At 69.6% G+C, this 26,539-nt stretch carries 22 protein-coding genes; 19 read left to right on the top strand and 3 right to left on the bottom strand.

What is annotated here, in order from left to right; translation table 11 throughout:
* On the bottom strand, nucleotides 1-707 hold a 707-nt coding region (locus tag ACSAMQ_RS08380; RefSeq protein WP_435395201.1), incomplete at its 3' end, for a uroporphyrinogen-III synthase.
* Nucleotides 708-804: 97 nt separating this feature from the next.
* Here ACSAMQ_RS08380 and ACSAMQ_RS08375 point away from each other — a divergent pair.
* The 6 genes from ACSAMQ_RS08375 (at nucleotide 805) to ACSAMQ_RS08350 (ending at nucleotide 5,754) form a co-directional block, all read left to right on the top strand.
* Nucleotides 805-1,263, top strand: coding sequence for a YiiD C-terminal domain-containing protein (locus ACSAMQ_RS08375; protein WP_435395200.1), 459 nt, complete (start codon nucleotides 805-807; stop codon nucleotides 1,261-1,263).
* Nucleotides 1,264-1,311: 48 nt separating this feature from the next.
* On the top strand, nucleotides 1,312-1,761 hold the full coding sequence (locus ACSAMQ_RS08370) for a hypothetical protein (RefSeq protein ID WP_435395199.1): 450 nt from the start codon (nucleotides 1,312-1,314) through the stop codon (nucleotides 1,759-1,761).
* Nucleotides 1,762-1,913: 152 nt separating this feature from the next.
* Nucleotides 1,914-2,351, top strand: a complete 438-nt coding sequence (locus ACSAMQ_RS08365) for a rhodanese-like domain-containing protein (RefSeq protein WP_435395198.1) — start codon at nucleotides 1,914-1,916, stop codon at nucleotides 2,349-2,351.
* 173 nt (nucleotides 2,352-2,524) lie between these two features.
* Nucleotides 2,525-3,040 (top strand): protein-export chaperone SecB, encoded by a 516-nt coding sequence (gene secB / locus ACSAMQ_RS08360; protein WP_435395197.1) that lies wholly within the window; start codon nucleotides 2,525-2,527, stop codon nucleotides 3,038-3,040.
* Between the two features lie 19 nt (nucleotides 3,041-3,059).
* Nucleotides 3,060-4,106 carry an NAD(P)H-dependent glycerol-3-phosphate dehydrogenase gene (locus ACSAMQ_RS08355; RefSeq protein ID WP_435395196.1) on the top strand — a complete coding sequence of 349 codons (1,047 nt, stop codon included), beginning with the start codon at nucleotides 3,060-3,062 and terminating at the stop codon, nucleotides 4,104-4,106.
* Between the two features lie 139 nt (nucleotides 4,107-4,245).
* A complete protein-coding gene (locus tag ACSAMQ_RS08350) occupies nucleotides 4,246-5,754 on the top strand; it encodes a hypothetical protein (RefSeq protein WP_435395195.1) in 1,509 nt (502 codons plus the stop codon).
* 198 nt (nucleotides 5,755-5,952) lie between these two features.
* Here the strand turns inward: ACSAMQ_RS08350 and ACSAMQ_RS08345 are convergent, their stop codons facing one another.
* Nucleotides 5,953-6,570, bottom strand: coding sequence for a porin (locus ACSAMQ_RS08345; RefSeq protein ID WP_435395194.1), 618 nt, complete (start codon nucleotides 6,568-6,570; stop codon nucleotides 5,953-5,955).
* A gap of 365 nt (nucleotides 6,571-6,935) precedes the next feature.
* On the opposite strand from ACSAMQ_RS08345, the gene ACSAMQ_RS08340 reads away from it, so the two are divergent.
* The 12 genes from ACSAMQ_RS08340 (at nucleotide 6,936) to ACSAMQ_RS08285 (ending at nucleotide 22,562) form a co-directional block, all read left to right on the top strand.
* Nucleotides 6,936-7,694 (top strand): 2OG-Fe(II) oxygenase, encoded by a 759-nt coding sequence (locus tag ACSAMQ_RS08340; protein WP_435395193.1) that lies wholly within the window; start codon nucleotides 6,936-6,938, stop codon nucleotides 7,692-7,694.
* 213 nt (nucleotides 7,695-7,907) lie between these two features.
* A complete protein-coding gene (locus ACSAMQ_RS08335) occupies nucleotides 7,908-8,687 on the top strand; it encodes a peptidoglycan-binding domain-containing protein (protein ID WP_435395192.1) in 780 nt (259 codons plus the stop codon).
* A 216-nt stretch (nucleotides 8,688-8,903) separates the two neighbouring features.
* Nucleotides 8,904-11,147 carry a TonB-dependent receptor gene (locus tag ACSAMQ_RS08330; protein WP_435395191.1) on the top strand — a complete coding sequence of 748 codons (2,244 nt, stop codon included), beginning with the start codon at nucleotides 8,904-8,906 and terminating at the stop codon, nucleotides 11,145-11,147.
* On the top strand, nucleotides 11,144-11,872 hold the full coding sequence (locus ACSAMQ_RS08325; protein ID WP_435395190.1) for an ABC transporter ATP-binding protein: 729 nt from the start codon (nucleotides 11,144-11,146) through the stop codon (nucleotides 11,870-11,872). The genes ACSAMQ_RS08330 and ACSAMQ_RS08325 overlap by 4 nt, the downstream gene beginning before the upstream one ends.
* The gene (locus ACSAMQ_RS08320) at nucleotides 11,869-13,272 is read left to right on the top strand and encodes an ABC transporter permease subunit (RefSeq protein WP_435395189.1); all 1,404 of its coding nucleotides are present in this window, start codon (nucleotides 11,869-11,871) and stop codon (nucleotides 13,270-13,272) included. The genes ACSAMQ_RS08325 and ACSAMQ_RS08320 overlap by 4 nt, the downstream gene beginning before the upstream one ends.
* Complete coding sequence (locus tag ACSAMQ_RS08315; RefSeq protein WP_435395188.1) at nucleotides 13,269-14,765, top strand: DUF3526 domain-containing protein; 1,497 nt, start codon at nucleotides 13,269-13,271, stop codon at nucleotides 14,763-14,765. The genes ACSAMQ_RS08320 and ACSAMQ_RS08315 overlap by 4 nt, the downstream gene beginning before the upstream one ends.
* Before the next feature lie 3 nt (nucleotides 14,766-14,768).
* Complete coding sequence (locus ACSAMQ_RS08310; RefSeq protein ID WP_435395187.1) at nucleotides 14,769-16,706, top strand: TonB-dependent siderophore receptor; 1,938 nt, start codon at nucleotides 14,769-14,771, stop codon at nucleotides 16,704-16,706.
* 52 nt (nucleotides 16,707-16,758) lie between these two features.
* The gene (locus ACSAMQ_RS08305; protein WP_435395186.1) at nucleotides 16,759-17,709 is read left to right on the top strand and encodes a GHMP family kinase ATP-binding protein; all 951 of its coding nucleotides are present in this window, start codon (nucleotides 16,759-16,761) and stop codon (nucleotides 17,707-17,709) included.
* On the top strand, nucleotides 17,709-18,776 hold the full coding sequence (locus ACSAMQ_RS08300) for a pyridoxal-phosphate dependent enzyme (protein WP_435395185.1): 1,068 nt from the start codon (nucleotides 17,709-17,711) through the stop codon (nucleotides 18,774-18,776). Before ACSAMQ_RS08305 ends, ACSAMQ_RS08300 begins: the two co-directional genes overlap by 1 nt.
* Before the next feature lie 24 nt (nucleotides 18,777-18,800).
* A complete protein-coding gene (locus ACSAMQ_RS08295; RefSeq protein ID WP_435395184.1) occupies nucleotides 18,801-20,141 on the top strand; it encodes an ATP-grasp domain-containing protein in 1,341 nt (446 codons plus the stop codon).
* Between the two features lie 300 nt (nucleotides 20,142-20,441).
* Nucleotides 20,442-21,323 carry a Rossmann-like domain-containing protein gene (locus ACSAMQ_RS08290; RefSeq protein WP_435395183.1) on the top strand — a complete coding sequence of 294 codons (882 nt, stop codon included), beginning with the start codon at nucleotides 20,442-20,444 and terminating at the stop codon, nucleotides 21,321-21,323.
* 9 nt (nucleotides 21,324-21,332) lie between these two features.
* On the top strand, nucleotides 21,333-22,562 hold the full coding sequence (locus ACSAMQ_RS08285; RefSeq protein WP_435395182.1) for an MFS transporter: 1,230 nt from the start codon (nucleotides 21,333-21,335) through the stop codon (nucleotides 22,560-22,562).
* A gap of 136 nt (nucleotides 22,563-22,698) precedes the next feature.
* Here the strand turns inward: ACSAMQ_RS08285 and trmL are convergent, their stop codons facing one another.
* Nucleotides 22,699-23,163 (bottom strand): tRNA (uridine(34)/cytosine(34)/5-carboxymethylaminomethyluridine(34)-2'-O)-methyltransferase TrmL, encoded by a 465-nt coding sequence (trmL, locus tag ACSAMQ_RS08280; RefSeq protein WP_435395181.1) that lies wholly within the window; start codon nucleotides 23,161-23,163, stop codon nucleotides 22,699-22,701.
* 152 nt (nucleotides 23,164-23,315) lie between these two features.
* On the opposite strand from trmL, the gene ACSAMQ_RS08275 reads away from it, so the two are divergent.
* Nucleotides 23,316-26,213 carry a M16 family metallopeptidase gene (locus ACSAMQ_RS08275; RefSeq protein ID WP_435395180.1) on the top strand — a complete coding sequence of 966 codons (2,898 nt, stop codon included), beginning with the start codon at nucleotides 23,316-23,318 and terminating at the stop codon, nucleotides 26,211-26,213.
* The last annotated feature ends 326 nt before the right edge of the window (nucleotides 26,214-26,539 follow it).

Raw genomic sequence — 26,539 nt, 5'->3', positions numbered from 1 at the left:
TCGACCTCGCCGAAGCCGAGGCTGCGCGCGAGTTCGGCCAGGCGCGCGCTGGCCGCGCTGACGTGCGCCTGGCGCAGCCGCGCGCCGGCTTCGCCGGGCAATTGGGCGAGCACGCGTTGCAGCGCTTCGCCGCTCGACAGCGGCAACCACAGCGGACCCTCGGCACCGAGCAGGCGCGCGATCTCGAATCGCGACAACGCGCCCGGCTCGCGTACGTAGATGTCGGCGCGCAGCACGCGCGCGCCGCGCGCTTGCAACGCCGGCGCAAGCACGCCGCGTCCGCCCGCCGCAGTCAGCAAACCGAACGCTTCGTCGTCGAAATGTTGCAGTTCCGCCAATGCGAGCAGGCCTTCGCTGTCCATGCGCTGCGGCCACCGCACCTCGTCGATGCCGAGCTCGCGTAAAGCCGCGGCGGTGCCCGCGCCGACCGCGTACCAGCGCTGGCCGGCGCGCGCCGTCAGCGACGGTTGCAGATCGCGCAACGCGCGCGCCGCGGCCGGACTGGTGACGAGGACGTGCGGCGCCGCCAATGCTTCCGATAACGCACGCCGGGAGGCCGAATCGTTCTGCGTGCGCACCGACCATGGCGAAAGCTCGATCAATCCGCCGCCGTACTGTGCGGAGATACGACGAAGTTCTTCGTGATCGCCGCTCGGACGCAGTGAGATCACGTACCATCCCGGCGGTTGTCGCAGCTCGCGGCTCATGCGAACAGCTTCGCACAGCACCGCCGATCGCTGCACTCGCCGGTGGCCGCCGTCTCCGACGCGACACTCAATACTCCCCCGAACTGCAATGCCTTCGATGACTTCCGACGCCGCTCTGCAACGCCTTCATCAGCACTACCAATCGATGCCGCCGGTCGCGGCCATGCAGGTCAACATCGCCGGTTACGACGGCTCGCGCCTGCGCCTGCACGCGCCGCTGTCGCAACACGTCAACGACAAGGGCTGCGCCTTCGGCGGCAGCCTGGCCTCGATGATGACCCTGGCTTCCTGGGGCGTGATGTCGCTCGGCATCGAACAGGCCGGCCTCAAGGCCGAGGTGTTCGTCGCCGACAGCCAGACCCGCTACCTCGCGCCGCTGTTCGCCGACCTGGACGTGCACGCCGAGCTCGCCCCGGGCGCCGACTGGGACAGCTTCCTGACCACCCTGCGCGAGCGCCGCCGCGCCCGCACCTCGCTGATCGCGCGCGCGCTGCTGCCCGAAGGCGGGATCGCGACCGAGTTCACGGCGCGCTACGTGGCCATCGCTAAGCCCTGACGCGAACGGTAGGATGCACGCCGAACGTCCTTTCCGCCGGAGTCCGCGATGCGCCCGCTTTCGAACAGCTCGCTCCTGATGCGCTTGCTGCAGCTCGCCCTGGTGTTGTCGTGGGCGGCCGCGCTCAGCGGCTGCCAGACCACCGGCACCCAGAACAACAAGATCAGCGAGACCCAGTACGCCTACTCGGCGGCGATCCGCTGGGGCGACTTCGAGGGCGCGGTCAACCTGATCGAGCCCAAGCTGCGCAAGCAGCAGGCGCCGACGCCGATGCAACTGGAGCGCTACAAGCAGATCCAGGTCTCCTCCTACCGCGACGTCGGCACCGAGATGGACAAGGAAAAGGGCACTGCGGTGCGCCTGATCGACATCGGCGTGATCAATCGCCACACCCTGGCCGAGCGCACCGTGCGCTACACCGAGGCCTGGACCTGGGACCCGGAAGCCAAGACCTGGTGGCTGGTCAGCGGCCTGCCGGACTTCTGGGCCGGCCAGTAAGCACGCGTCCGGCCGCCCGCTCCGGGCGACCCGTTCGGGCCTCGCTTTTGCGCCGCCGCGCGCGCTGGGCGACAATCGCCGCCCGTTCGGGCCTGCGCGAGTCCGATTCCGCCCGCCCGACCTTGTGAGCCCGACCCTGTGAGCATGTCCCCGTGAGTCTTGAAGAACTGCTGGCGTTCGCCGGCCGCCACCTGTACCTGTCGCTGGGCTTCGCCGGCCTGACCGTGGCCATCGTCTACACCGAGATCGCGCGCCTGTTTCGCGGCTACAAGGCCCTGCGCCCGGCCGAACTGACCGCGCTGATCAACCGCGACAACGCCCTGGTCGTCGACCTGTCGGCCAGCACCGAGTTCGAGAAGGGCCACATTCCGGGTAGCCGTTCGGTCCAGCCGAGCCAGTTCGACCCGGAAAGCAAGCTGCTCGCCAACGCCAAGACGCTGCCGGTGGTGGCGGTCTGCCGCACCGGCCAGGCCTCGGCCGACGCCGCCAAGCGCCTAAAGAAGGCCGGCTTCGAGCAGGTCTACTGGCTCGACGGCGGCATCCAGGCCTGGCAGCAGGCCGATCTGCCGCTGATCAAGGGCCGCGGCTGAGCCCTGCCGCGGCGGCGCGAACCTGTCGCGCCAGCGCCACGGGCGCGGCCTAGACTGCGCCCCATCCACCCTCGATAGCCGCTGTGCGTGATCCCGGTCCGGGGGTTTGGTCCCGGTCCGCGCGAGCGGGCATAATCGACCTCTTTTCTGAATTCCGCTGGGGAGTCACCCGAATGTCCGAAGAAAACGTCAACGGCGCCGTCGCGCCGGCCGAAGCCGCAACCGGCCCCGCGTTCACCGTCGAGAAGATCTACGTCAAGGACGTCTCCTTCGAGGTGCCCGGCGCTCCGGCCGTGTTCGCCGAAGCCGCGCAGCCGCAGCTGCAGCTGAACCTGTCGCAGAACGTGCAGCGCGTCGGCGAGAACGCCTTCGAAGTCGTGCTCGGCGTCACCCTGACCTGCAGCGCCAACGACAAGCCGATGTACCTGGCCGAAGTGAAGCAGGCCGGCGTGTTCGGCCTGATCGGCTTCGACGCGGCGACCCTCGACGCGATGCTCGGCACGCACTGCCCGAACGTGCTGTACCCGTACGCGCGCCAGCTGGTCAGCGACCTGATCCAGGCCGGCGGCTTCCCGCCGTTCTTCCTGCAGCCGATCAACTTCGACGCGCTGTACGCCGAAGGCGTGCGTCAGCGCGGCGCCCAGTCCGAAGGCGGCCTGGCCGACGCGGAAACCGCGGGCAACGCCTGAGCCCCGGCTCGCTTCGCGCATGAGCCAGGATCCGTCGCCGGCGGTTGCGCCGAAGCTACGCGTGGCGGTGCTCGGTGCCGGTTCCTGGGGCACCGCGCTCGCCGCACTGATCGCCCGGCACGGTCATCCGACCGTGCTGTGGGGCCGCGACGCCGAGGGCGCCGCGGCCATCGACACGCGGCATGAAAACCCGCGTTACCTGCCCGGCATCGCCTTGCCGGACTCGCTGCGCGCGACCACCGACCTGGCCCTCGCCCTGCGCGAGGCCGACCTGGTCCTGGTGGTGGTGCCCTCGCACGCCTTCGCCGAAACCCTGCGCCAACTCGCGCCGCACCGTCCCGCACGCGCCGGCGTGGCCTGGGCGACCAAGGGCTTCGAACCCGGCAGCGGCCGTTTCCTGCACGAGGTCGCCACCGAAGTGCTCGGCGACGAGGTCCCGCTGGCGGTGGTGACCGGCCCTTCGTTCGCGAAGGAAGTCGCGCAAGGGCTGCCGACCGCATTGACCGTACACTCCGACGATGCCGGCTTCGCCCAGAGCGTCGCCGACGCCCTGCACGGGCCGGCCTTCCGCGCCTACACCGGCGACGACATGCTCGGCGCCGAGCTCGGCGGAGCGATGAAGAACGTGCTCGCGGTCGCCACCGGCGTCGCCGACGGCATGCAGCTCGGCCTCAACGCGCGCGCCGGCCTGATCACCCGCGGCCTCAACGAAATGCTGCGCCTCAACCAGGCCATCGGCGGTCAGCCCGAAACGTTGATGGGCCTGGCCGGCCTCGGCGACCTGGTGCTGACCTGCACCGGCGATCTGTCGCGCAACCGCCGCCTGGGCCTCGCCCTCGGCCGCGGCCAGTCGATCGAGGACGCGGTGCGCGAGATCGGCCAGGTGGTCGAATCGGTGCAGACCGCCGACGAGGTGATGCGCCAGGCCGAACGCCACGGCGTCGAATTGCCGATCTCCAACGCGGTGCGCGCGGTGCTGCACGGCGAGATCACCCCGGCCGACGGTCTGCGCAAGTTGCTTTCGCGCGAACAGAAGCCCGAATACCCGACCGACCTGTTCGGTTGAGTCGCAACGCCGGCGCGGTCGCCGGCATCGCCGCCTTCGCTGTTGCATCCGCCGCGCCGAGCGCGCGGCGCCCCACTGCCTCGAACCCTTCGGGAAAGGAACTCCTATGCCTCGTATGCGGGCCGTCTGGCCACTCGTGTTGTCCCTGTTGTCGCTCCCGGCCTTCGCCGCCGCGCCGCCTTGCGGCAGCTATGCGACCGACGATTCCAGCGATCGCCTGATCTTCGAGGGCAGCCGCGTCGAGCTGCGCGACGAGGACGGCTTCCTTTCGGATTTTTCGCCCTACGGCTACCGGGTCGAAGGCGACATCCTGTGGCTGCGCTCAGGCGACAGCAACCTGCTCAAGACCTACCGCATCGAGAGCGACGGCCGTCTGGTCCAGCAAGCCGATCGTTTCGACAGCGGCGGCGCGGTCTATAAACAGGTCGCCAAGGGCCAGTGCCAAGCGGCAAGCGCGCCGGTCGTGGCGGTCGCGCCGCTCGAAGGCAAGGAACGCGGCGACGACCAGCGCGATTGCGCGCTCGGCGACGTCCAGTCCTGCGTCGCGGCGATCGAATACGACCACCGGCTCGCCCCGGCGCAACGCGCGGCGAAACTGGAACCGCATTGCCGCCGCGACCGCAGCGCTTACGCCTGCAAGCAATGGGTCAAGGCGCTGAGCGCCGGACAGGACGGCGACCCGGTCTACATGTTCCGCACCGAGCGCGTGTCCGAGGCAGGTTTGGCCGTGTTGCGTCTGTCCTGCCGCGAGATCGGCAACGGCGAGGCCTGCGCCGCCTTGGCCGATCAGCAATGGCTGGCCGGGCGCTATGCCGATGCGCGCGACAGCTTCGCCTTCGCCTGCGACGGCAAGCGGTCCAAGGACGCCTGCAAGCGCGTGCGGGAGTTGAGCGGACTGGCCCTGAGCAACGACCCGCCGCGCCAGTCGCCGCGCCAGCCCTGCGGCAGCTACGCCTCCGCCGACAGCGAATCGAGCCTGTTCGGCCTGTTCCGGTTCGGCGACGGCCAGGGGGCGAGCGTCTCGGAAGAAGGCGAGTTCGACCTGCGCTATCGCCTGCGCGGAGACGAAGTGCTGGTGCGCCACGACAAAGGCGACGATTTCGTGCTGCGCTGGCTCGACGCCGACACCCTGGTCGGCATGGACGACTGGACCCGCTACAAGTCCTACCGGCGCAGCGAGCCGGCGCAGTGCGAGGCCATCGCGATGCCGGTGGCCGGCAAGCCGCTCAGGGAAACCCCGTACCAGGTCGACCACTGCGCCTTGACCGATCCCGGCGGCGCCGCGGCTTGCTGCGCGAAGGGCTCGATGTCGTCCTGCATGGGCGAGGGCCACATGGCCGCGCTCGCCAACGACTGGGCCAAGGCCGCGCGGTCCTACGACAAGGTCTGCGCGATGCACGTGCGCGAAGGCTGCGGCAACCTCGTCGCCGCGTACCACAACACCGGCGACGACACGCTGCTCGCCGGCATCCGCAAGGTCTGCGCCGACACGCCCGATTCGGTGGCCTGCGAAGAACTGCAACTGGCCAGCCCGCAGCAGGTCGAACAAAAACGCCTGGAGCGCGAGATGGCCCGGGAACTGCAGAAGATGCTGCAGCAAGGCGAGAAGGACGGCGAGGCGCCGCCGGCGCCCGAGGGCGAGCGCTGAGTACGAGTCCGGGGCGTTGCGATCGGCAGCGAGCGGGCTTCGCGGCAGGCGGGCGCTAACGCGTCGCGGCAGCGATGCGGCCGCTGACGGCGCGGCGAAAAAAAGAGCCCGGCCTTTCGGCCGGGCTCGATCGCGACGTTTCGGGGGAGAGAGAGACGGATCGCGGTGTTGCGGAATACTTATCGGTAGCGCTTTCTATCAGAAGCTGAAGCGCGGGCCGATGAAGAATTCCTTCTCGCCGCCGTCGATGAACTTGGCGTCGGCGGTGATGCCCCAGTTCTGGTTGAACTTCACCAGGGTGCCGATACGGCCGTAGAACTTGCCGTCGTAATGCTTGTCGTAGTCCTGGTAGCCGGCGAAGGCATAGCCTTCCCAGTTCGGCGTCAGGGTGCCGTTGACGCCGGCTTCGACGCTGCCGCCCTTGAGCTTGTACTCGCCGAACGAATCGAAGTCGGCCTTGTTGTTCTCGTAGGCGATGCGGGTCACCAGGTCGACGCGCTTGCTCAGCTCATGGTTGTAGCCCACGCCCAGGCGCCAATGATCGACATCGTGGCCGGGAATGCGGACGTTGCCGAACACCGCATCGTTCCAGTTGTACGAATCGGTCTTCTGTTGGTTGTAGCTGCCGAACACATGGAAGTTCGGGTGGAACGCATACGAGCCGCCGATGGCCCAGCCGTCGGCGTCGGAGTACTTGTTCTCGCCGTCGGTCTTGGCATAACCGGCTTCGGCGTAGGTGTAGGACACGCCTTCGGCCGCGGAAGCTGCGAACGGCAGGGCGGCGGCGAGGGTCAGGGCAAGCAATGCACGCTTCATAAGGTCTAAGCCTCTTTATTGGTTTTATTCCGAAGCCTCGCGCCTCGGTATGAGGCGTCGTGTGGATTCGGTGTGCGCAGTATCGGCATCGCGCATCAATCGAACCTGAATTTTGTGTGCCTTTTTACAGGAACTAAACGTTCTGCTTACGGTACTTGGACATTCTCCTAGGCCGTAAGTCACGGATTTTTTCGCTTGGTTCAGCTCGCGGCGACGCAATCTGGCTCGCGCCTGAATGTTTTGTTCCGCCGCATTCGGCAAAGCCGCGGTGTCGCATCGGCGCGCGATGCAAGAAACGGATATCGCTGCGCGCGATCGCGAGCGGAGAATGCGATCGACCCGACTGCCCGGCGCAAGCCACGACCATGACGTTTGTCATCGATCGCCCCACACGTCCGGCGCCGCCGGACGAACCTTCCGCCCTTGACGAACGCATCGGCGGCCTGGACTGGACGGCCATCGCCGCCGATCTGGACGCCGGCGGCCATGCGTCGCTGCGCTCGTTGTTGAGCCGCGAGCAATGCGAGGCCATCGCCGCCGGCTACGAGGACGAAGCGCGTTATCGCAGCCGCGTGATCATGGCCCGGCACGGTTTCGGCCGCGGCGAATACCGTTACTTCCGTTATCCCTTACCCGAGTTGGTGGAAGGTTTACGCCAGGCCTGCTACCCGCGGCTGGCGCCGATCGCGCAGCGCTGGAACGAGGCGATGGGGATCGGGGTGGCGTATCCGCCGCGGCTCGACGACTTCCTCGCGCGCTGCCATGGCGCCGGCCAGACCCGGCCGACGCCGCTGCTGCTGCGGTACGCGAGCGGCGATTACAACTGCCTGCACCAGGACCTGTACGGCGAACACGTGTTTCCCTTGCAGGTCGCGATCCTGTTGTCGCAGCCGGGACGCGATTTCGAGGGCGGCGAGTTCGTGTTGACCGAACAGCGCCCGCGCATGCAGTCGAGGGTCGAGGTGGTGCCGCTGCGGCAGGGCGATGCGGTGGTGTTCGCGGTCAACCAGCGCCCGGTGCGCGGCGCGCGCGGCCATTACCGGGTGGCGATGCGCCACGGCGTCAGCCGCCTGCATTCCGGGCAGCGGCACACGCTCGGTCTGATCTTCCACGACGCGAACTGAGCGCGGGCCGCGGCGATCGCGCGCGAGCGGTGTTGCAGGAATGAACGACCCGGGCGTGACCGTGTTCGCATGGCGCCGGCGTTGGCTAGGAAGTCGCGGCCCATGCGCCGCGACGACGCGACGATGACCGCTCGCGGTGCGCGCCCGCAGGCGCGCGCCGATGCCGGAGGCTTCGCGCGTCCATGGACGTAGTCGCCGTCAGGGAGTCAGCTCATGGCATTGCACGAACAAGCGTATATCCGTCGCGAACTGGAGTTTCCGGGGCCCCTGAGCAATGGGGCGAGCGGAGTCGGCGCGCGGCGCATCCAGGAATGGCTGGGGTTTCACGGCAACGGCACGCCGATCGACGGCAAGTTCGGCCCGGCCACCAACCGCGCCATCGGGGCCTTCGCCGAGCGCAAGCGCCTGAGCTATGCGGGCAGCTTGAATCAGGAGGTCTGGGCGGCGTTGACCGAACCGATGACGCGCGTCGTCGGCTTGCCGGCGAAGGCGCCGAACAAGAGCTATCCGCAGCTCGTGCGCTGGTTCGCCGAGCAGCACTTGGCCGAGCATCCGGTCGAGCTCGGCGGCGCCAACCGCGGGCCGTGGGTGCGCATGTACATGAAGGGCAGCGAAGGCGAGGCGATGCTGTGGTGCGCCGGCTTCGTCAGCTTCGTCGTGCAGCAGGCCGCCGAGAAGGCCGGCCGCGCCGCGCCGATCGCCGGCAGCTTCGGTTGCGACGAACTCGCCCGCCAGGCGAAGGCGGCCGGGCGCTTCGTCGCCGGCAAGAACGTCGCCCACAACGGCGGCTTCGGCGCGCTCGGCGCCTGCGGCATCTTCCTGGTGCGCAAGACCGCCAGCGACTGGATCCACACCGGCTTCGCCTTCGACGGCGGCGAGGAGAGTTTCCTCAGCATCGAGGGCAACACCGACCACAAGGGTTCGGCCAACGGTTTCGAAGTCGCGCGTCGCACCCGCCGCACCGCCGCCAACGATTTCATCCGCCTGGCCTGATCGCGGCGATACCTCGCCGCGCTGCGCGTCGCGATCCGCGACCCTGCCTGCGCTCCGCCGGCCAGACCGGCGGAGCGGCTTCGCTGCGTCCACGCCGATCCGCCAGACGAAATCTCGACGGGGCGTATTGACGCGCCCTCGACCCCGACTTACATTGCCGCGTAGATGAAATGATATATCGTTTCATTTCACATTCGGCATGGGGCGAGGATCACAGTGAGCGCAGGCAAGCAGGGCAGCCGGGCAGGTGCGGCGTACTTCGGGCGGATGACGCTCGCATCGGCTTTGGCATCGGTGGCGTTGGCGCCGCCGGCGGCGGCACAGGAGGCCGCCGGCGGCGCGGCGGCGACCCTGCTCGACACGGTCACCGTCGAAGGCCGGCGCGCCGCGGTCGCGCCGCTCGACACGCCCAGCGCCACCGGCTCGCGGCTCGGCCTGACCGTGCGCGAGACCCCGGCGATGGTCGAGGTGCTGGGCCAGGACACGATCCAGGCGCGCGGCCTGCGCGGCAGCGTCGACGCGCTCAATGCCGCGCCCGGCGTGCTGGCCGGACAGTTGCCGTCGTCGCCGGGCATGACCTCGATGCGCGGCTTCACCGGCGGCGCCATCGCCTTGCTCTACGACGGCGTGCGCCAGACCGCGGCTCCGCTGGTGACGCGCGACTTCGACAGCTGGAGCTTCGAGCGCATCGAGGTGCTCAAGGGCCCGGCCTCGGTGCTGTACGGCGAGGGCGCGCTGGCCGGCGCGATCAACCTGGTGCCGAAGCGGCCGCAGCTCGGCGACAGCACTGTGGACGCCCGCGCCTTCGAGGCCATGGCCGGCTGGGGCCGCTTCGGCAGCCAGCGGTACGCGGTCGACGCGAACTTCCCGGTCGGCGACCGCTTCGCCCTGCGCGCGGTGGCCAGCCACCGCCGCGGCGACGGTTACCTCGACGACACCGCCAGCGAGGCGACGTCGGCGACGCTGGCCGCGCGCTGGCGCCCGAGCGAGGCGCTCGACATCGATCTGGCCCTCGATCACTACGAAGACGACTACGACACCGCCTACTGGGGCACGCCGCTGCTGCCCCGCGCGCTCGCGCGCGACCCGAGCGGGCTGGTGCGCAGCGGCAACGACTACGTGCTCGACCGCTCCCTGCGCAAGCGCAACTACAACGTCGACAACGGCGTCCAGGACGCGCGCAGCGACTGGCTGCGCTCGCGGGTCCACTGGCGGATCGGCGACGGCCTGCGCTTCAGCAACGAGTTCAGCTACTACGACGCCAAGCGGCGCTGGATGAATTCCGAGACCTACGCCTATAACCGCCGCAGTGGCCTGCTCGATCGCGGCATCACCCGGATCGAACACGAGCACCGCTTCTGGGTCGAGCGCGCGACCCTGTTCTCGGAGCGCCTGCTGGCCGGGCGGCGCAACCGCGCCTCGGTCGGAGTGGAGTTCAGCGACGGCGACTTCTTCGTGATGCGGCGCTTCGGCACGACCAGCGCGGTCGATCCGTTCGCGCCGGCCCGCGGCCGGTTCTCGTTCGAGGACGACGCGCGCAACTTTCCCGGCGCCGGCAACCGCGTGGACTTCGACTCGACCACCCGCGTCGCCTCGGTGTTCGCCGAAGACGCGCTCAACCTGACCCCGCGCTGGCTGTTGCTGGCGGGGCTGCGTTACGACCGGATCGAACTCGAGCGCAGCATCCGCGACCTCAACACCGCCGCGCTGACCCGCTTCGAGCGGCGTTACGAGCCGCTGTCGTGGCGGCTCGGCACGGTGTTCGACCTGAGCCCGAAGACCCAGTGGTTCGCCCAGTACAGCGAGGCGGTCGCGCCGGTCGGCAGCCTGCCGCTGCTGTCGCTGGCCAATTCGCGCTTCGAGCTGACCCACGGCCGCGCCGTCGACGCCGGAATCAAGAGCAGTTTCTGGCAGGACCGGGTCGACGTGAGCCTGGGCGGCTACTGGATCGAACAGGACGACATCGTCACCCGCGATCCGGCCAACGCGAATCTGTCGGTGCAGGGCGGGCGCCAGTCCTCGCGCGGCATCGAACTGTCGGCATCGGCGAAGTTGAGCCGCGGCCTGCGCCTGGACGCCGGCTTCGCCGCGCTCGATGCGCGCTTCGACGAACTGCGCGAAGCCGGCGGCGTCGACCGCGCCGGCAAAGTTCCGCCGAATGTGCCCGAACGCGTCGCCAACCTGTATGCGAGCTATCGCTTCGAAGCGATTCCGCTGACTCTCGGCGGCGGCGTGCGCCACGTCGGCGCGTTCTACACCAACAACGCCAACAGCATCCGCGTCGCCGGCCACGAGGTCTGGGACGCCTCGCTCGCCTACCGCCTGCCGTTCGGCGAGATCGCCCTGCACGGGCGCAACCTCGGCGACGCCTTCTACGCCGACTGGTCCGGCGGCGCCGCCGACCAACTGGTGATCGCGGCGCCGCGCAGCGTCGAACTGACCTTCCGGGTGACCCTATGAGCCTGCTCGAAACCCGCAGCGATGCGCTGCGCCTGCATGCGGTGCGCAAGGACTTCGGCGCGCGCCATGCACTCGAGGCCTTGTCGCTGGCGATCGCGCCGGGCGAGGTGTATGCCTTGCTCGGGCCGAACGGCGCCGGCAAGACCACCACCTTGAACCTGATCCTCGGCTTCCTCAGCCCGGAATCGGGCCATATCGACGTCGCCGGCGTCCGCGTCGACCGCGATCCGCTCGCGGCGCGGGCGAAAATCGCCTATCTGCCGGAAACGGTGATGCTGCACCCGAGCCTCGACGCGATCGAGAACCTGAGCTATTTCGCTCTGCTCGGCGGGCGCCGGCTCGACGAGGCGCAAGCGCGGGCGCTGCTGACCGAAGCGGGCTTGCAGGAAGAAGCGCACACGCGCCGCGCCGCCGGTTTCTCCAAGGGCATGCGGCAGAAGGTCGGGCTGGCGATCGCGCTGGCCAAGAATGCGCAGTTGCTGCTGCTCGACGAACCCACTTCGGGGCTCGACGCCAGCGCCGCCAACGATCTGTCGCAAGGCGTGCGCGCCGCGGCCAGGCGCGGCATCGCGGTGCTGATGGCGACCCACGATCTGTATCGGGTCAAGGACGTGGCGCATCGGCTAGGCATCCTGCGCGCCGGGCGGCTGCTGGTCGAACGCCACACCGACGAGCTGTCGGCGACCGAGATCGAAGCCCTGTACCTGGAGCAGCTCGCCGCATGAGCGCGTCGCTGACCGGTTACGAATGGACCCTGCTGCGCCGCGACCGCCGCGCCTGGTGGGCCTTGCTCTGCCTCGGCGCGCTGGTGCTGCTGGCGTTCGCGGTCAATCTGGAGGCGCTCGCCACGGCCAATGCGGCCAAGAGCGAGGTCGCCCGCGCCGAACGCGCACGCTGGCTCGGCCAGGGCGAGAAAGACCCGCATTCGGCCGCGCACTACAGCATCTACGCGTTCAAGCCGACGCCGGTGCTGGCCGCGCTCGATCCCGGCGTGGAGCCCTTCGTCGGCCAGACGGTCTGGCTCGAAGCGCACGTGCAGAACGACATGCTGTACCGGCCGCAAGGCGAGGCCTCGACCTTGCAGCGCGCCGGCCTGGTCAGCCCGGCCGGCCTGCTGATCGGCTTCGCGCCGCTGGTCGCCTTCCTGCTGGCGTTCACCGCGGTGGCGATGGACCGCGAGCGCGGCACCTTGCGCCTGGCGCTCGGCGCGGCGATCCGGCCGCGCGCGATCGTGATCAGCAAGGCGCTGGCGATCTGGACCGCGCTGGTGCTGGTCCTGTTGCTGCCGGTGACGCTGGTCGCCGCCGCATCGACCTTCGTGCTGGGCGCGTTCGATCTCGACACGGCAACCCGCCTGGCGTTGTGGGCGCTGGCGATGGCGCTGTACCTGGCCTTGCTGACCGCGGTCGGCATCGCCGTGTCGATGCTCGCCGGCAGCGTGCGCGCGGCCCTGGCCGTGTTGTTCGGTCTGTGGATCGTGTTCGGCCTGGCCTTGCCGCGCTGGGCCAACAGCGCGGTCGACAGCGCGCAGCCGCTGCCGTCGACCCAGGCGGTCAAGCAGCGCCTGATCGACGAAGCGCCGGCGTTCTGGACCGCCGAGGACGCCAAGGCCAACCAGGCCAAGCTGCTGGCGAAGTACGGCGCGGCCAGCAAGGACGAGTTGCGGGTGGACCTGCGCGGCGCCGAACTCGATCTGAGCGAGCGCCATTCGCATGCGGTGTTCGACCGCGTGCTCGGCGGCTTCTACGATCGGGTCGAGGCCCAGGACCGCAGCTACGCGCTGCTCGGCCTGTTGTCGCCGATGGCGGCGATGCAGAGCCTGTCGCCGGCCCTGGCCGGCAGCGACTTCGTCCATCACCGCCGCTTCGTCGATGGCGCCGAGCGCTATCGGCGCGAGCTGGTCAATCGGATGAACCAGGACGTGATGGCGCATCCGCTCAACGGCGAGGGCGCGCGCCATACCAACGATGTGTCGCTGTGGGCGCAGATCCCCGAGTTCCGCCATTCGGTGCCGCGCCTGGCCAGCGCCTGGGGCGTGAGCGGTCCGGCCCTGCTGGCGTTGCTGGCCTGGTGCGCGGCGGCCCTGGCGGCGTTGGCCGTGGCGGCGCGGAGGATGCGCCCATGAGCGCCGCCGTCGATATCGGTTTCGCCGCGCTGTGGCGTTGGGAACTGCGCCACGTCGGCCGCAATCGTTTGCTGTGGATGGTGATCGGCCTGCTCGGCGCGGCGATGCTGTGGGGCGCGCTGAGCGGCGCCGCGCTGCATCGCGGCCAGACCGAGTCGATCGAACGCAGCCGCGCCAGCGACGCGGCCTGGACCGCGCAGATCCGCGAACGCGCGCGCCGGTACGCCGAGCCGGCCGAGAGCGAAGTGCCGTATTGGCAGGACCCGACCGATGCGGCCGGCTTCAGCCGCTATTTCCTGCGCGCGCACAGCTACAAGCCGCACCTGCCGCTGTCTCCGCTCGCGGTCGGGGTCAGCGACCTGATGCCGGGGCGCCTGCCGGTCAAGCTGGAAACGCCGTTCGGGGTCGAGCCGGTGTACGACTTCGAAAACCCGCGCGGGCTCGGGTTGGGGCGCTTCGACCTCGGCTTCGTGCTGGTATACCTGCTGCCGATCGCGGTGGTGCTCTTGTTCGGCCTGCTCGCCACCTTCGAGCGCGACCACGGCATGCTGCGCCTGATCGCCGCGCAACGGGTCGGCCCGCGGACCTGGCTCGGCGCCCGCGTCGCCGCGATCCTCGCCTGGCTCGCGCCGGCGACGGTGCTGCTGGCGACCGTCTCACTCCTGGCCGCCGGCGTCGATCTCGCCGCGGCCTGGCCCGAACTGATCGCGTCGGCGGTACTGGTGGTGGCTTACCTGTCGTTCTGGGCCGCGCTGGGATTCGTCGTGGTTTCGGCCTGGCCCAGCGCCGCCGGCGCGATCAGCCTGATGAGCGCGGTGTGGGCCCTGCTCGCGATCGGCCTGCCGCTGCTCGGCAGCGCGCTGGCGACCCGGCTCGGCGATGCGCCCTCGCCGGTTGCCTATGTGGACGCGCAGCGCCGCACCAACGACGCCATCGCCGAGCAGCGCGATGCGATCGTCGCCGCCGCGTTCCGCCGTTCGCCGACGCTCGCCGCGGCCACCGAACGGGTCGCCAAGATCGACTACGCCACCCGCATGAGCTTCCTCGCTCCGGAACTCGAACGACGCCTGCGGCCGTTGCGCGAGCGGCAACAAGCCGCGCGCGAGTCGCGCGCCCGGGTCTCGGACTGGGCCGGTTACCTCGCGCCGCCGTTGGGGCTGGAAGCGGCCCTGGCGGTGCTGGCCGGCACCGATGCCGCGCGTCATCAGCGTTTCGAACAACAGACCCGCGACTATCAACTGCGCTTGCGCGAATGGTTCTACCCGCGCATCCAGGGCCAGATCGCCGCGCCGACGCCGCGCACGGTGGCGAACAGCTACGGACGGATGAACTTCGCCGAGTACGACGCAATCCCGGCCTACCGCGGCAGCGAGGCGCCGGCGAGCGCGCGCTTGCTCGCGGTGCTGCCGACGATCGGCTGGCTGTGCCTGCTGGCGGGGCTGCTGACCGCGATGGCCTGGCGGCGCCTGCGCCGTTGGCCGACGGAGCTCTGAGCGATGAGACGACACGCACTGGCCTGGACCCTGGGACTGATCGCCGCGACCGCGACGAGCGCGGCGCAGGCGCAGCGCACCGACGACAACGCCGTCACCGCGGCCGAGGACGCGTTCGGCGCCACCCTCGGCAACGAGACCATCGGCCTGTACAGCACCAAGCAGGTGCGCGGCTTCTCGCCGGTCGATGCCGGCAACGTGCGGATGGACGGAGTGTATTTCGACCGTCAGGGCACGGTGCCGCCGCGCTTGGTCGAGGGCTCGACCATCCGCGTCGGCCTGTCGGCGCTGAGCTATCCGTTTCCGGCGCCGACCGGCATCGTCGACTATCGCCTGCAGAAGGCCGGCGACGAGCGGGTGATCAGCGTGGTCGGCGCGCTCAACGCGTACGGCGCGCCGGCCTTGGAACTCGATGCGAAGCTGCCTTTGATCGAGGGCCGGCTCGGCCTCGCTGCCGGCGTCTCGTATGCGCGCGAGGAGTACTACGACGGCGCCGACGCACGCTATCTGCGCGCCGGCGTGGTGCCGCGCTGGCGGCCGAGCGAGAACGTCGAGATCCTGCCGTTCTGGAGCATCTCGCGCGGTCGCGACGAGGAAGTCGCGCCCACCATCCTCACCGCCGGCAATCATCTGCCGCCGAAGATCAAGCGCCGCCGCCATTTCGGCCAGACCTGGGCGGACAACGAATACGACAGCCGCAACTACGGCGTGCTGGGCAAGGCGCGTTTCGGCGACGACTGGGCTCTGACCGGAGGGGTGTTCCGTTCGATCAACAACATGCCGAGCGGGTTCGCCGAGCTGTTCGTAGACACCGGCCGCGACGGCCTGTCGCGCGAGAAGGTCATCGCCGACCCGCGCCAGCGCTCGGCCTCGACCAGCGGCGAGCTGCGCCTGAGCCGCAGTTTCCGCGAAGGCCCGCGGCTGCACGTGCTGCACGTCGCGGCGCGCGGCCGCCGGCTCGACAGCGAGTACGGCGGTTCGGCGCCGGCCCTGGACTTCGGCGTGCGGCCGCTCGGCGAAGCCTTGCCGATGCCCGAGCCCGTCGCGTTCGCGTTCGGCCCGCGCACCCACGATCAGGTCCGCCAATGGACCGGCGGGCTCGCCTACGAAGGGCGCTGGCGCGAGGTCGGCGAACTCAGTCTCGGCATCCAGCGCAGCCGTTACGAAAAAAGCGTCGACCAGCCGGGCCTGCCGCGCACCGCCACTCGCGACCAGCCCTGGCTGCCGAACGCCAACGTTTCGGTCTACCTCGGCAAGCGCCTGGCCTTGTATGCCGGCCACACCCGCGGCCTGGAGGAAAGCGGCATAGCCCCCGACGACGCGGCCAACCGCAACGAGGCGCTGCCGGCGATCCGCACCCGGCAGAGCGACGCCGGCCTGCGCTGGGCCTTCGCCGACGGCATGAAACTGGTCGCCGGCGCCTTCGACGTGCGCAAGCCGTACTTCACCACCGACGAGCGCAACGTCTACGGCGCGATCGGCGAGGTGCGCCACCGCGGCGTGGAGCTGAGCCTGAGCGGCCGGCCGACCGATGCGCTGAACCTGGTCGCCGGCGCGGTGTTGATGCGGCCGCGGGTCAGCGGCGAAGCGGTGCGCCTGGGCCGGGTCGGCGACCGCCCGATCGGCCAGACCGAGCGCGTGCTGCGCGCCGATCTCGAATACCGGCCGCCGTCGTGGTCGGGGCTGTCCTTCGACCTGTCGATGAGTCACTACGGCGAACGCATCGCCTCGCGCGACGGCGTCAACCGCGTGCCCGCCTACACCCTGGTCGACGTCGGCGCGCGCTATCGGTTCCGACTCGGTTCGGCGCCGGCGACCTTGCGCCTGTTGGTCGCCAACCTCGGCGACACCTACACCTGGAACATCTACGGCAACAACAGTTTCGGACTCACCGACGGGCGCCGCTACGTGGCCCAGCTCGCGGTCGATTTCGACGGTTAATTCGACGGATCACTCGACGTTTCATTCGATGTTTTTGGGGGAGCGTGCGGCCATGCTGAGGCAGGAGCGGTACCGCGACAACGAACACGTGCGCATCGGGGCCCGTGCGCCAGCGCAGGCGTCGAGCGAACACGAACCGACGCCGAGGATCTACAGCGGCGTCTGCCACGGCACGCTCGGCGAGCTGTTGCAGGGGCCGTACGCCCAGGACGGCGAGTTGCACATCGGCCTGATCTCCCTGCCGGTGCGCAAATACAGTTGGATCCACTTCGCCCCCGGCGAAGACGGCGAGATCGCCGTCGACCTGGCAGGCAAAGACAAATGCCGGCAGGCGATCGCGCTGTACCTGCAAGCGCACGGCAAGCGGCTGCCGCGCGGACGCTGGAGCCACGATTCGGAACTGCCGCTCGGCAAGGGCATGGCCAGTTCGACCGCCGACATCGTCGCGACCATCCGTTGCCTCGACCGGATCTTCGGCCTGGACACGGCGCCGGCGGCGATCGCCGACCTGCTGCGCGGCATCGAGCGTTCCGACAGCGTGTTCCTCGACACGCACGCGCTGTACCTGAGCGGACGCCAGCAGGTCGTGCAGGCTTTCGATACGCCGCTGCGCCTGCATGCCTGCTACATCGACGAAGGCGGCACGGTCGAGACCGAGAAATGCGCGTCTGCGCTGCTGGCCCACTACCGGCGCCACCTCGGCGCCTACCAGGACAATCTCGAGCGCGCGCTGCAGGCCTTCGCCACGCACGACCTCGCCGGCATCTGCGCCTGCGCGACGCGCAGCGCGGAGCTGGCCCAGGGCGTCATCGCCAAGCGCCATCTCGATGCCCTGACCGAGCGTCGCGGCGAGTTCGCCGCCGACGGCCTCGTCGTCGCCCACACCGGCAGCCTGCTCGGCTATCTGTTCGTCGAGCGGCCCGACGCCGCGCGCATGGGCGAGCTGTCGGCCTTCTTCCGCGGCCTGGGCCACCAGTGCCGTTTCGCCGAGACGGGGTTCTGATGAGCATGCACACGCATATCGCCGACGCGATCAAGGCGCCCGACCTGATCCGGCTGGGCGCCAATCTGTACGTCGCGCGCTTCGAGACGATGAAGGTCTACTCGACCCTGGTCGCGGTCGAGCGTCTGCTCGCGAGCGGCCGCATCCGCCCGGGCGCGACCCTGATGGACAGCTCCAGCGGCATCTACGCCTATGCCCTGGCCCTGGCCTGTCACAAGTACGGCCTGCATTGCCATATCGTCGGTTCCAAGACCGTCGACCGCACCCTGATGCTGCAGCTGCGCATCCTCGGCGCGACCATCGAACAGGTGGAGCCGCAGGCGACCTTGAAGATGGACCAGAGCTTGCGCGTCGCTCGCATCCGCGAGCTGCTCGACAGCCGCCCCGACGTGCACTGGATGCAGCAGTACCACGACGACATCCACTACGACGGCTACGAGCCCGTCGCGGCGTTGCTGGCCGACAGCCTCGCCGACGCCGCGCTCAGCGTGGTCGGCGGCGTCGGCTCGGGCTGCTCCACCGGCGGCCTGACGCGCGCTCTGCGCGCGCACGACGAGGCAGTCGAACTGATCGGAGTGCAGCCCTTCGGCAGCATGACCTTCGGCTGCCAGCACATCGAAGACCCCGGCATCATCATCGCCGGCATCGGCAGCTCGATTCCGTTCCGCAACGTCCGCCACCGCCTGTACGACCAGATCCATTGGGTCTCGTTCGACTACGGCCTGTCGGGTTCGGTGGCGCTGCTGCGCGAGCACGCGGTGTTCGCCGGCCTGTCGACCGGCTGCTGCTACCTGGTCGCCGCGCGCGAGGCCGCGCGCCGGCCCGAGCGCAACGTGGTGTTCCTCGCCGCCGATACCGGCCATCGCTACGTCGAGGGCGTGTTCGCCCACTACGAACAGGCGTTGGACCCGCGCGGCCTGGAGCCCAAGCCGATCGCCTCGCTCGACGAACTGGCCCTGCCGTGGTCGGCGATGGCCTGGGACCGCGCCGATTTCGCCGCCGACCCCGCCGAACCCAACGAGCGCGCGGCGTCGTCGCCGTGCGATGCGGCGCTCGTCGCGCACTGAATCCCTTCCCTGGAGCAAGCACCCATGGCGCATTTGTTGATGATCGAAAGCTGGGTCGGCGGCACCGGCCGGATCTTTCCGCCCGCGATCGGCCGGCTCGGCCACCGCTACACCTTCGTCACCCGCAACCGCGGCCACTACCGCGATGCGCGCTCGCACGAGATCCACCCGGTCATCGACCACGCCGAGCACGTGCTGACCGCCGAGACCAACGACGTGCCGGCGCTGATCGAATTCCTGCGCGCCCAGCACGCGATCCTCAAGTTCGACGGCGTGGTGACGATCTGCGACTACTACATCGACACCGTGGCCCAGGTCGCCCAGGCCCTGGGGCTGCCGCAGGCGTTCTCGGCCAATGTGGTGATGGAACGGCGCAAGGACCAGGTGCGCGAGGCGATCGAACGCGCCGGCCTGCCGAACCCGAAGTTCGCGGTGACCGGTTCCTGGGACGAGACCCGGATCGAGGCGCAGCGGATCGGCTATCCGCTGATCGTCAAGCCGACCGACCTGGCCTCGAGTGCGTTCGTGCGGCTGATCGACGACGAGCAGGAGCTGCGCGCGGCCTTCGATGCGCTCGAGCAGTTTCCGCGCAATTTCCGCGAACAGGCGCGGGTACCCTTGCTGTTGCTGGAGGAATACCTGCGCGGCGAGGAATTCAGCGTCGAAGCCTGCACCTACCGCGGCCGCACCACGGTCATCGGCATCACCGACAAGAGCCTGACCGGCTTTCCGTATTTCATCGAGGACGGGCACATGTTCCCGGCCCGGCTCGACCCTGCCCAGGCCGCGGCGATCGAAGCCCTGGTGCGCGGCGCGCTCGACGCGGTCGGGCACGATCACGGTATCAGCCACACCGAGGTCAAGCTGACCGCGGACGGGCCGCGCATCGTCGAGATCAATCCGCGCCCGGGCGGCAACTACATCGCAGAGCTGATCCAGCGGGTGACCGGCATCGACCTGCTGGATGCGCAGATCGAACTCGCGCTGGGCCGCGAGCCGGACCTGGGACGCGCCGAAACCGGCATCGCCAGCGCGGCGATCAAGTTCCTGGTGCCGCCGCGCGCCGGCCATGTGCGGGCGATGGAAGGCGCCGAGAGCCTGGAGGCCGACCCGAACATCGCCCGCTGGAGCCTGAGCGCGGTGGCCGGCAGCGAGGTCGCCGCGCCGATCGACAACGCCTGTTACCTCGGCCACGTGATCGCGGTCGATCGCGAAGGCGGACAGGCGCGCGGATATGCCGAGCGCGCGTTGGAGCGAGTCGTACTGCGCTATGCGGATACGACCGAGGGTCCGGATGCCGCGGCGGATCGTGTAGAGCCGTCTCAGGCTCGCGATGCTGCGGAAGCGGAGCCGACGGCGGCCTAAGTCTGCCCTGGGTGACCGCCGATTCGCGGTCGCCGAGCTTTTCCCCCCTTTGAAAAAGGGGGGTAGGGGGGATTTGCCTTTAGTGCGGGGCCAAGCAACCGCAAACGCAGAAGCAAAAGCAAATCCCCCCGCGTCCGCTGCACGGTCGCGACCCCCTTTTTCAAAGGGGGCAACAGCAGAGGCACCAGCACCAGCGACAGCGACGGCACCAGCAACAGCAACAGCAACAGCAACAGCAACAGCAACAGCAACAGTCCCCCTACCGCAGCCCCACGCCACTCTTTCCCCGAGATCGACGACATGACTCTTCCCGCCGTAACGGCCATCGATACCGCGCCTTCCACCGGCCATCACGCGCCCGCCGACGTCGCCGCTGTCACCGAAGCGGTGCTGCGCGGCGACTACGGTCCCGATCCGGCCTCGCTGCACGCGGTCGGTGCGTTCTGGGTGCGTCAGAGCACCCAGTTCCCGGGCACCGAGACCAAGTACCGCAACTACTACCTGGTGCTGCGGGTGGAGTCGGGCTTCGGCGGTTGCTGCGTGGAACGCGATCAACTCGATTCGGTGATCGCCGAGGAACTGTCCGGATGCAGCGTCGCGCAGTTGCTGCGCGATCAGCGCACGCCGGTGCGGATCGCCGCGCTCGATGCCTACCTGTCGCTGGTGCGGCCGCATCGCGAGGCGGCCGAGGCGCAGGTGTTCATGCTGCCGCACGGCACGCCGCTGGAGCGGGCGCGCGCGCGCGACGAGGCCATCGCCGGCCTGCTCAAGATCGAGCCGGGGATGCGCGTGGGCCTGATCGGCGTGGTCAACCCGCTGGTGGCGGCGATCCAGGCCCAGGGCGGCGTGTGCCTGCCCTGCGATTTCAATCTGCAGCGCACCCAGGACGGCACCGAGGTCGTGCGCGACATGCGTCCGGTGCTGGCGCAGGCGGACATGGTCATCGCCACCGGCATGACCCTGAGCAACGGATCCTTCGACGAGATCCTCGCCAGCGCGCGCGCGCGCGGCATTCCCTTGATCGTCTACGCCCAGACCGGCAGCGCGATCGTGCCGCGCTTTCTCGGCCACGGCGTCGCCGCGGTGTCGGCCGAGCCGTTTCCGTTCTCGCAGTTCAGCGCCGACCCGACCCCGATCCATCTGTATCGCGCCGCTGCCGGCGCGGCGCGCGCGGCGGTCTGAGGCGAATCCATGAGCGCGAGCCCACCGCTGCAGGCCGGCCTTCCGCTCAGCGCCGACGCGCGCCGGCGCGGCCTCAACGGGCTGCTGGTCTACACCTTCTTCATGGTGACCGGCTTCGCCATGTTGATGCCGCTGGTCGCAGTACATTTCGTCAACGACGTCGGCCTGGCCGCGGCGGCGGTCGGCCTGGCCCTGGCGGTTCGGCAGCTGACCCAGCAGGGCCTGGCCCTGGTCGGCGGAGTACTGTCCGATCGCTTCGGCGCGCGCCGGATGATCTGCCTGGGCGTGCTGCTGCGCGCGGCCGGCTTCGCCAGTCTGGCCTTCGCCGACGACCTGCCGCTGCTGCTGGTCGCGATGGCGGTGTCGGCGCTCGGCGGGGCGATGTTCGAAGCGCCGTACCAGGCCTCCATCGCCGCGCTCACCGACGAGCGCACGCGGCCGCGTTACTACGCGATCAGCAACTGGGTCAGCGGCGTGGCGACCACGCTCGGGCCCTTGCTTGGCGTCGCGCTGCTGCGATTCGACTTCCGCGTGGTCTGCCTGGCCGCCGCGGCCTGCTTCGCGCTCAACTTCGTCATCGCGCTGCGGCTGCTGCCGCCGGTAGAGATGCCCGAGCGGCCGCCGCCGCTGCGCCATGGCCTTGACCTGGTCCGCCGCGACCGCGCCTTCCTGAGCCTGGTCGCGTTGATGATGCCGTACTGGTTTCTCGCGGTGCAGATCAACATCAGCCTGCCGTTGCTGGCGCAACGCCTGACCGGCGAGGTCGACAGCGTCGGAGTGATGTTCGCGGTCAGCGCCGGCCTGACGGTGTTGCTGCAATACGGCCTGGTGCGTTGGCTGGAGCGACGCCTCAGCACCGCCCAGGTGCTGGTGCTCGGGGTGGTGCTGATGTCGCTGGCGGTCGGCGCGATCGGTTTCAGCGCCGGCTTCGCCGGCTTCCTGGTGTGCATCGGTGTCTTCGCGGTCGGCGCGGTGATGACCCGACCGACCCAGCAGACCCTGATCGCCGGCATGGCCGATCCGCGCGCGCTCGGCACCTTTCTCGGGGTCAGTTCGCTCAGCCTCGCGATCGGCGGCGGCCTGGGCAATGTCGCCGGCGGTTGGCTGGTCGACGTGGCGACCGCGCGCCACTGGCCGTGGCTGCCGTGGACGGTGTTCTGCGCGATCGGTCTGCTCAACGCTTTCGGCTTGTCGCTGTTGCTGCGCGCGCCGCGCGCGCAGACGCTGCCGGCCGCGTGAGCGGCGTCGAGGTTCGCGGACTTTGCTCCCTCTCCCGCACCCGAAGGGCAGGGGGAGTCTTTTTCTTGCAGTGGCAAGTTCTTCAGTGGCGCCGCCTCCCGCCGGACCCGGCGCGCCTGGCCCCCACTTGCAAGGCTCAGGCGCCCCCGGCGAAGTCGTGCTGGCGCCAAGCCTCGAACACCACCACCGCGACCGCGTTGGACAGGTTGAGGCTGCGGTTGTCCGGACGCATCGGCAGGCGCAGGCGATGCTCGGCCGGGACCCGGTCGAGCACGTCCTCGGGCAGGCCGCGGGTCTCCGGGCCGAACAAGAAGGCGTCGCCGGGGGCGTAGCGAGGCTGGTCGTGGCGCACCCGGCCGCGCGTGCTCAACGCGAACAAGCGCGGCGGCGCGATCGCCTCCAGCGTCGCGGCCAGGCTGTCGTGCACGCGCACCGCGGCGTACTCGTGATAGTCGAGCCCGGCCCGGCGCAGTTGCTTGTCTTCGAGGGTGAAGCCCAGCGGCGCCACCAGGTGCAGGCGGGCGCCGGTATTCGCGCACAGGCGGATCGCGTTGCCGGTGTTGGGCGGGATCTCGGGCTGGTAGAGGATGACGTCGAACATCCGCGCATTATGCGGGCCGCGGCCGCCGCCCGCAGCCGCAACGCAGGCAGGGCGTCGCCCCCCATATGACCGCCGGCCTAGTGCCTGGGCGGGCCGACCCGCCTAGGATGGCGGTTTCGTCCGTGCGCGGACGACCCCAGCCAGGAGTGCCCATGTCGCCGAAGTCCTCATTGTTCCCGAACGCGCCGCGCGTCGTCCGTCCGCGCGCCGCCGCGCTCGCCCTGGCGCTGGCGACCGCGCTGGCCGGCACGGTCTGCGCGCCGGCGCTGGCCGCGAGCGTCGATGCCGGCGCGAAGGCCGAGGTTTCGATTCCGTACCAGGAGTTCACCCTGCCCAACGGCCTGCGGGTGATCGTCCACACCGATCGCAAGGCGCCGATCGTCGCGGTCAACGTCTGGTACCACGTCGGCAGCAAGAACGAGCAGGCCGGGCGCACCGGTTTCGCGCATCTGTTCGAGCACCTGATGTTCCAGGGTTCCGAGAATCACAAGGGCGAGTTCTTCGCGCCGTTCGAACTGGTCGGCGTGACCGACCAGAACGGCACCACCAACCAGGACCGCACCAACTACTTCCAGAACGTGCCGACCACCGCGCTCGACATGGCGTTGTGGATGGAATCCGACCGCATGGGCCATCTGCTCGGCGCGATCGACCAGAAGACTCTCGACGAACAGCGCGGCGTGGTCCAGAACGAAAAGCGCCAGGGCGAGAACCAGCCTTACGGCCGCCGCATCAGCGCCAAGCTCTACGAAGCGCTGTACCAGGCCGATCATCCCTACAGCTGGCAGACCATCGGCTCGATGGCCGACCTCGACGCGGCCTCGCTAGACGACGTCAAGACCTGGTTCCGCAGCTGGTACGGCCCCAACAACGCGGTGCTGGTGCTCGCCGGCGACATCGACCTGGCCACCGCCAAGGACAAGGCGCTGCGCTACTTCGGCGACATCCCGGCCAGCGCGACCCTGCCCGACATGGCCGCGCGCGTGCCCAAGCGCGAGCGCGACACCGAGGAAACCGTGCCCGACCGCGTGCCGCAGGCGCGCGTCTACCGCGCCTGGCCGGTCGCCGAATTCGGCAGCGCCGACGGCACCGAGCTGGCCCTGTTCGCACAGGTGCTCGGCGGCAGCGCCGCCTCGCGCCTGGACGCGCGCCTGGTCCACGCCGACCGCATCGCCGACAGCGCCAGCGTGTCGATCAACGATGCCGAGATCAGCGGCACCCTGGTGGTGGTCGCCAACGTCAAGCAGGGCGTCGACCCGGCGAAAGTGCGCGCGGCCATCGACGAAGAGATCCGGCGCCTGATCGAGCAGGGCCCGACCGCGCAGGAGCTCGAGCAGGCCAAGACTTCCAGCCGCGCCGACTTCGTCCGCGGGATCGAGCGCATCGGCGGTTTCGGCGGCAAGTCCGACGTGCTCGCGCGCTGCGCGGTGTTGCTCGGCAAGCCCGACTGCTATCGCGACGAACTCAAGGAGCTCGCCGCGGCGACCCCGGCCAGCGTCCAGGCGGCCGGCCGCAAGTGGCTCGGCGTCGGTTCGCACACCCTGATCGTGGTGCCCGGCGACAAGCCGGCCTCGTCGCTGCCGGAGACCGTGCGCGCCGCGCCGGCGACCCGGCCGGCGGGGATCCCGCCGGCCGACCCGCGCTTCAAGACCGTGGCCTCCACCGTCGACCGCAGCGCCGGCGTGCCGGTCACCCAGCGCTTCCCCGACCTCGACTTTCCGACGCCGCAGCGCGCGCGCCTGGGCAACGGCATGGAAGTGGTGTTGATCGAACGCCACGAAACCCCGGTGGTGCAGCTGGCGATGGAATTCCCCGGCGGCTTCAGCGCCGACCTCGGCAAGAAGGTCGGCACCGCCAGCTTCAGCATGGCCATGCTCGACGAAGGCGCCGGCGACTACGGCGCGCTGCAGCTGTCGGCGCGCAAGGAAGCGCTCGGCGTCGAGCTGTCGTCGAACGCCAGCCTCGACAGCGCCAACGTGGCGATGTCGGCGCTGACCGACAAGCTCGAACCCTCGCTGGACCTGTTCGCCGACGTCGTCCGTCGCCCGCGCTACGAGGCCGCCGAAATCGAACGCGTGCGCGCGCAGTGGCTGGCCGGGATCAAGCAGGAGAAGGCGCGACCGCAGACCGCGGCGCTGCGGGTGTTGCCGCCGCTGCTGTACGGCGAGGGCCACGCCTATGCGATTCCGTTCACCGGCACCGGCACCGAGGCCTCGATCGCCTCGCTGAGCCGCGACGATCTGGTCGCCTTCCATCGCGATTGGCTGCAGCCCGACCGTGCGCGCGTGTTCGTGGTCGGCGACACCACCCTGGCGCAGATCGTGCCGCAGCTGGAGCGCCGCTTCGGCGACTGGAAGGCCGGTGCCGACGCACCGGCGCTGCCGGGGCTCGCCACGGTGGCGCGACCGAAGGCGCCGCGGGTGTTCCTGGTCGACCAGCCCGGCGCGATCCAGTCCAACCTCTACGTCGGCGAACTGATCGCGCCAACCGGCGACGCGAGCACGATCGATTTCGATTTCGCCAACGGCGTGCTCGGCGGCGAATTCAGCTCGCGCCTCAACATGAACCTGCGCGAGGACAAGCACTGGGCCTACGGTTCCTACAGCGGTTCGGGCAACGCCAAGGGCCAGCGGCCGTGGATCGCCCAGGCCGCGGTGCAGTCGGACAAAACGGTCGAATCCTTGACCGAGCTCAAGCGCGAGATCGAAGCCTTCGCCAGCGGCAGCGCCCCGATCAGCGCCGCCGAGGTCGCCAAGATCCGCGCCTCGAACACCCTGAGCCTGCCGGGCGCCTACGAAACCACCGACGCCCTGATGGCCCAGGTCAGCGCCGACCAGCGCTATGGCCGTCCCGCCGACTACATTCTCGAGTACAAGGCGCGCAACGAAGCGATGACCCCGGCCCTGGCGCAGGCCGCGGCGAAGACCCTCGATCCGGCCGCGCTGACCTGGGTCGTGGTCGGCGACCTGTCGAAGATCGAGGAGCCGATCCGCGCGCTCAAGCTCGGCGAGGTCAAGGTGATCGACCAGGACGGCAAGCCGGTGCGCTGAGGCGATCGACTCCCCTCGCTCATGGCAGCGGGCTGCTTCTTCGGAGGCGGCCCGTTGTTGTTGTGGTGCAGCCGCGATGGCCGCAACGGCAAAAGCTAAAGCCAAATCTCCCGCGTCCGCTTCGCGGTCGCCGTTCCTTTTAAAGCGGGTAGGGTCGCGTCGTTTCTGTCGCCACGTTTTCGGCGGACAGTGAGCGGAGCCGCTCCGCATCCACCGCCCCTCCTCCCCAAGATGGATTCCCCCCTTTGCACAGGGGCAGGGGGGATTCGCTTTCGCTTTCCCTCTCTCCGGCCAGCGCCCCATTCCTACCGCGCTCAGCCGATTCC

This window comes from Lysobacter sp. 1R34A (genome assembly GCF_051217035.1).
Taxonomy (GTDB): Bacteria; Pseudomonadota; Gammaproteobacteria; order Xanthomonadales; family Xanthomonadaceae; genus Lysobacter.
This window is presented reverse-complemented; position numbering and strand designations above follow the sequence as displayed.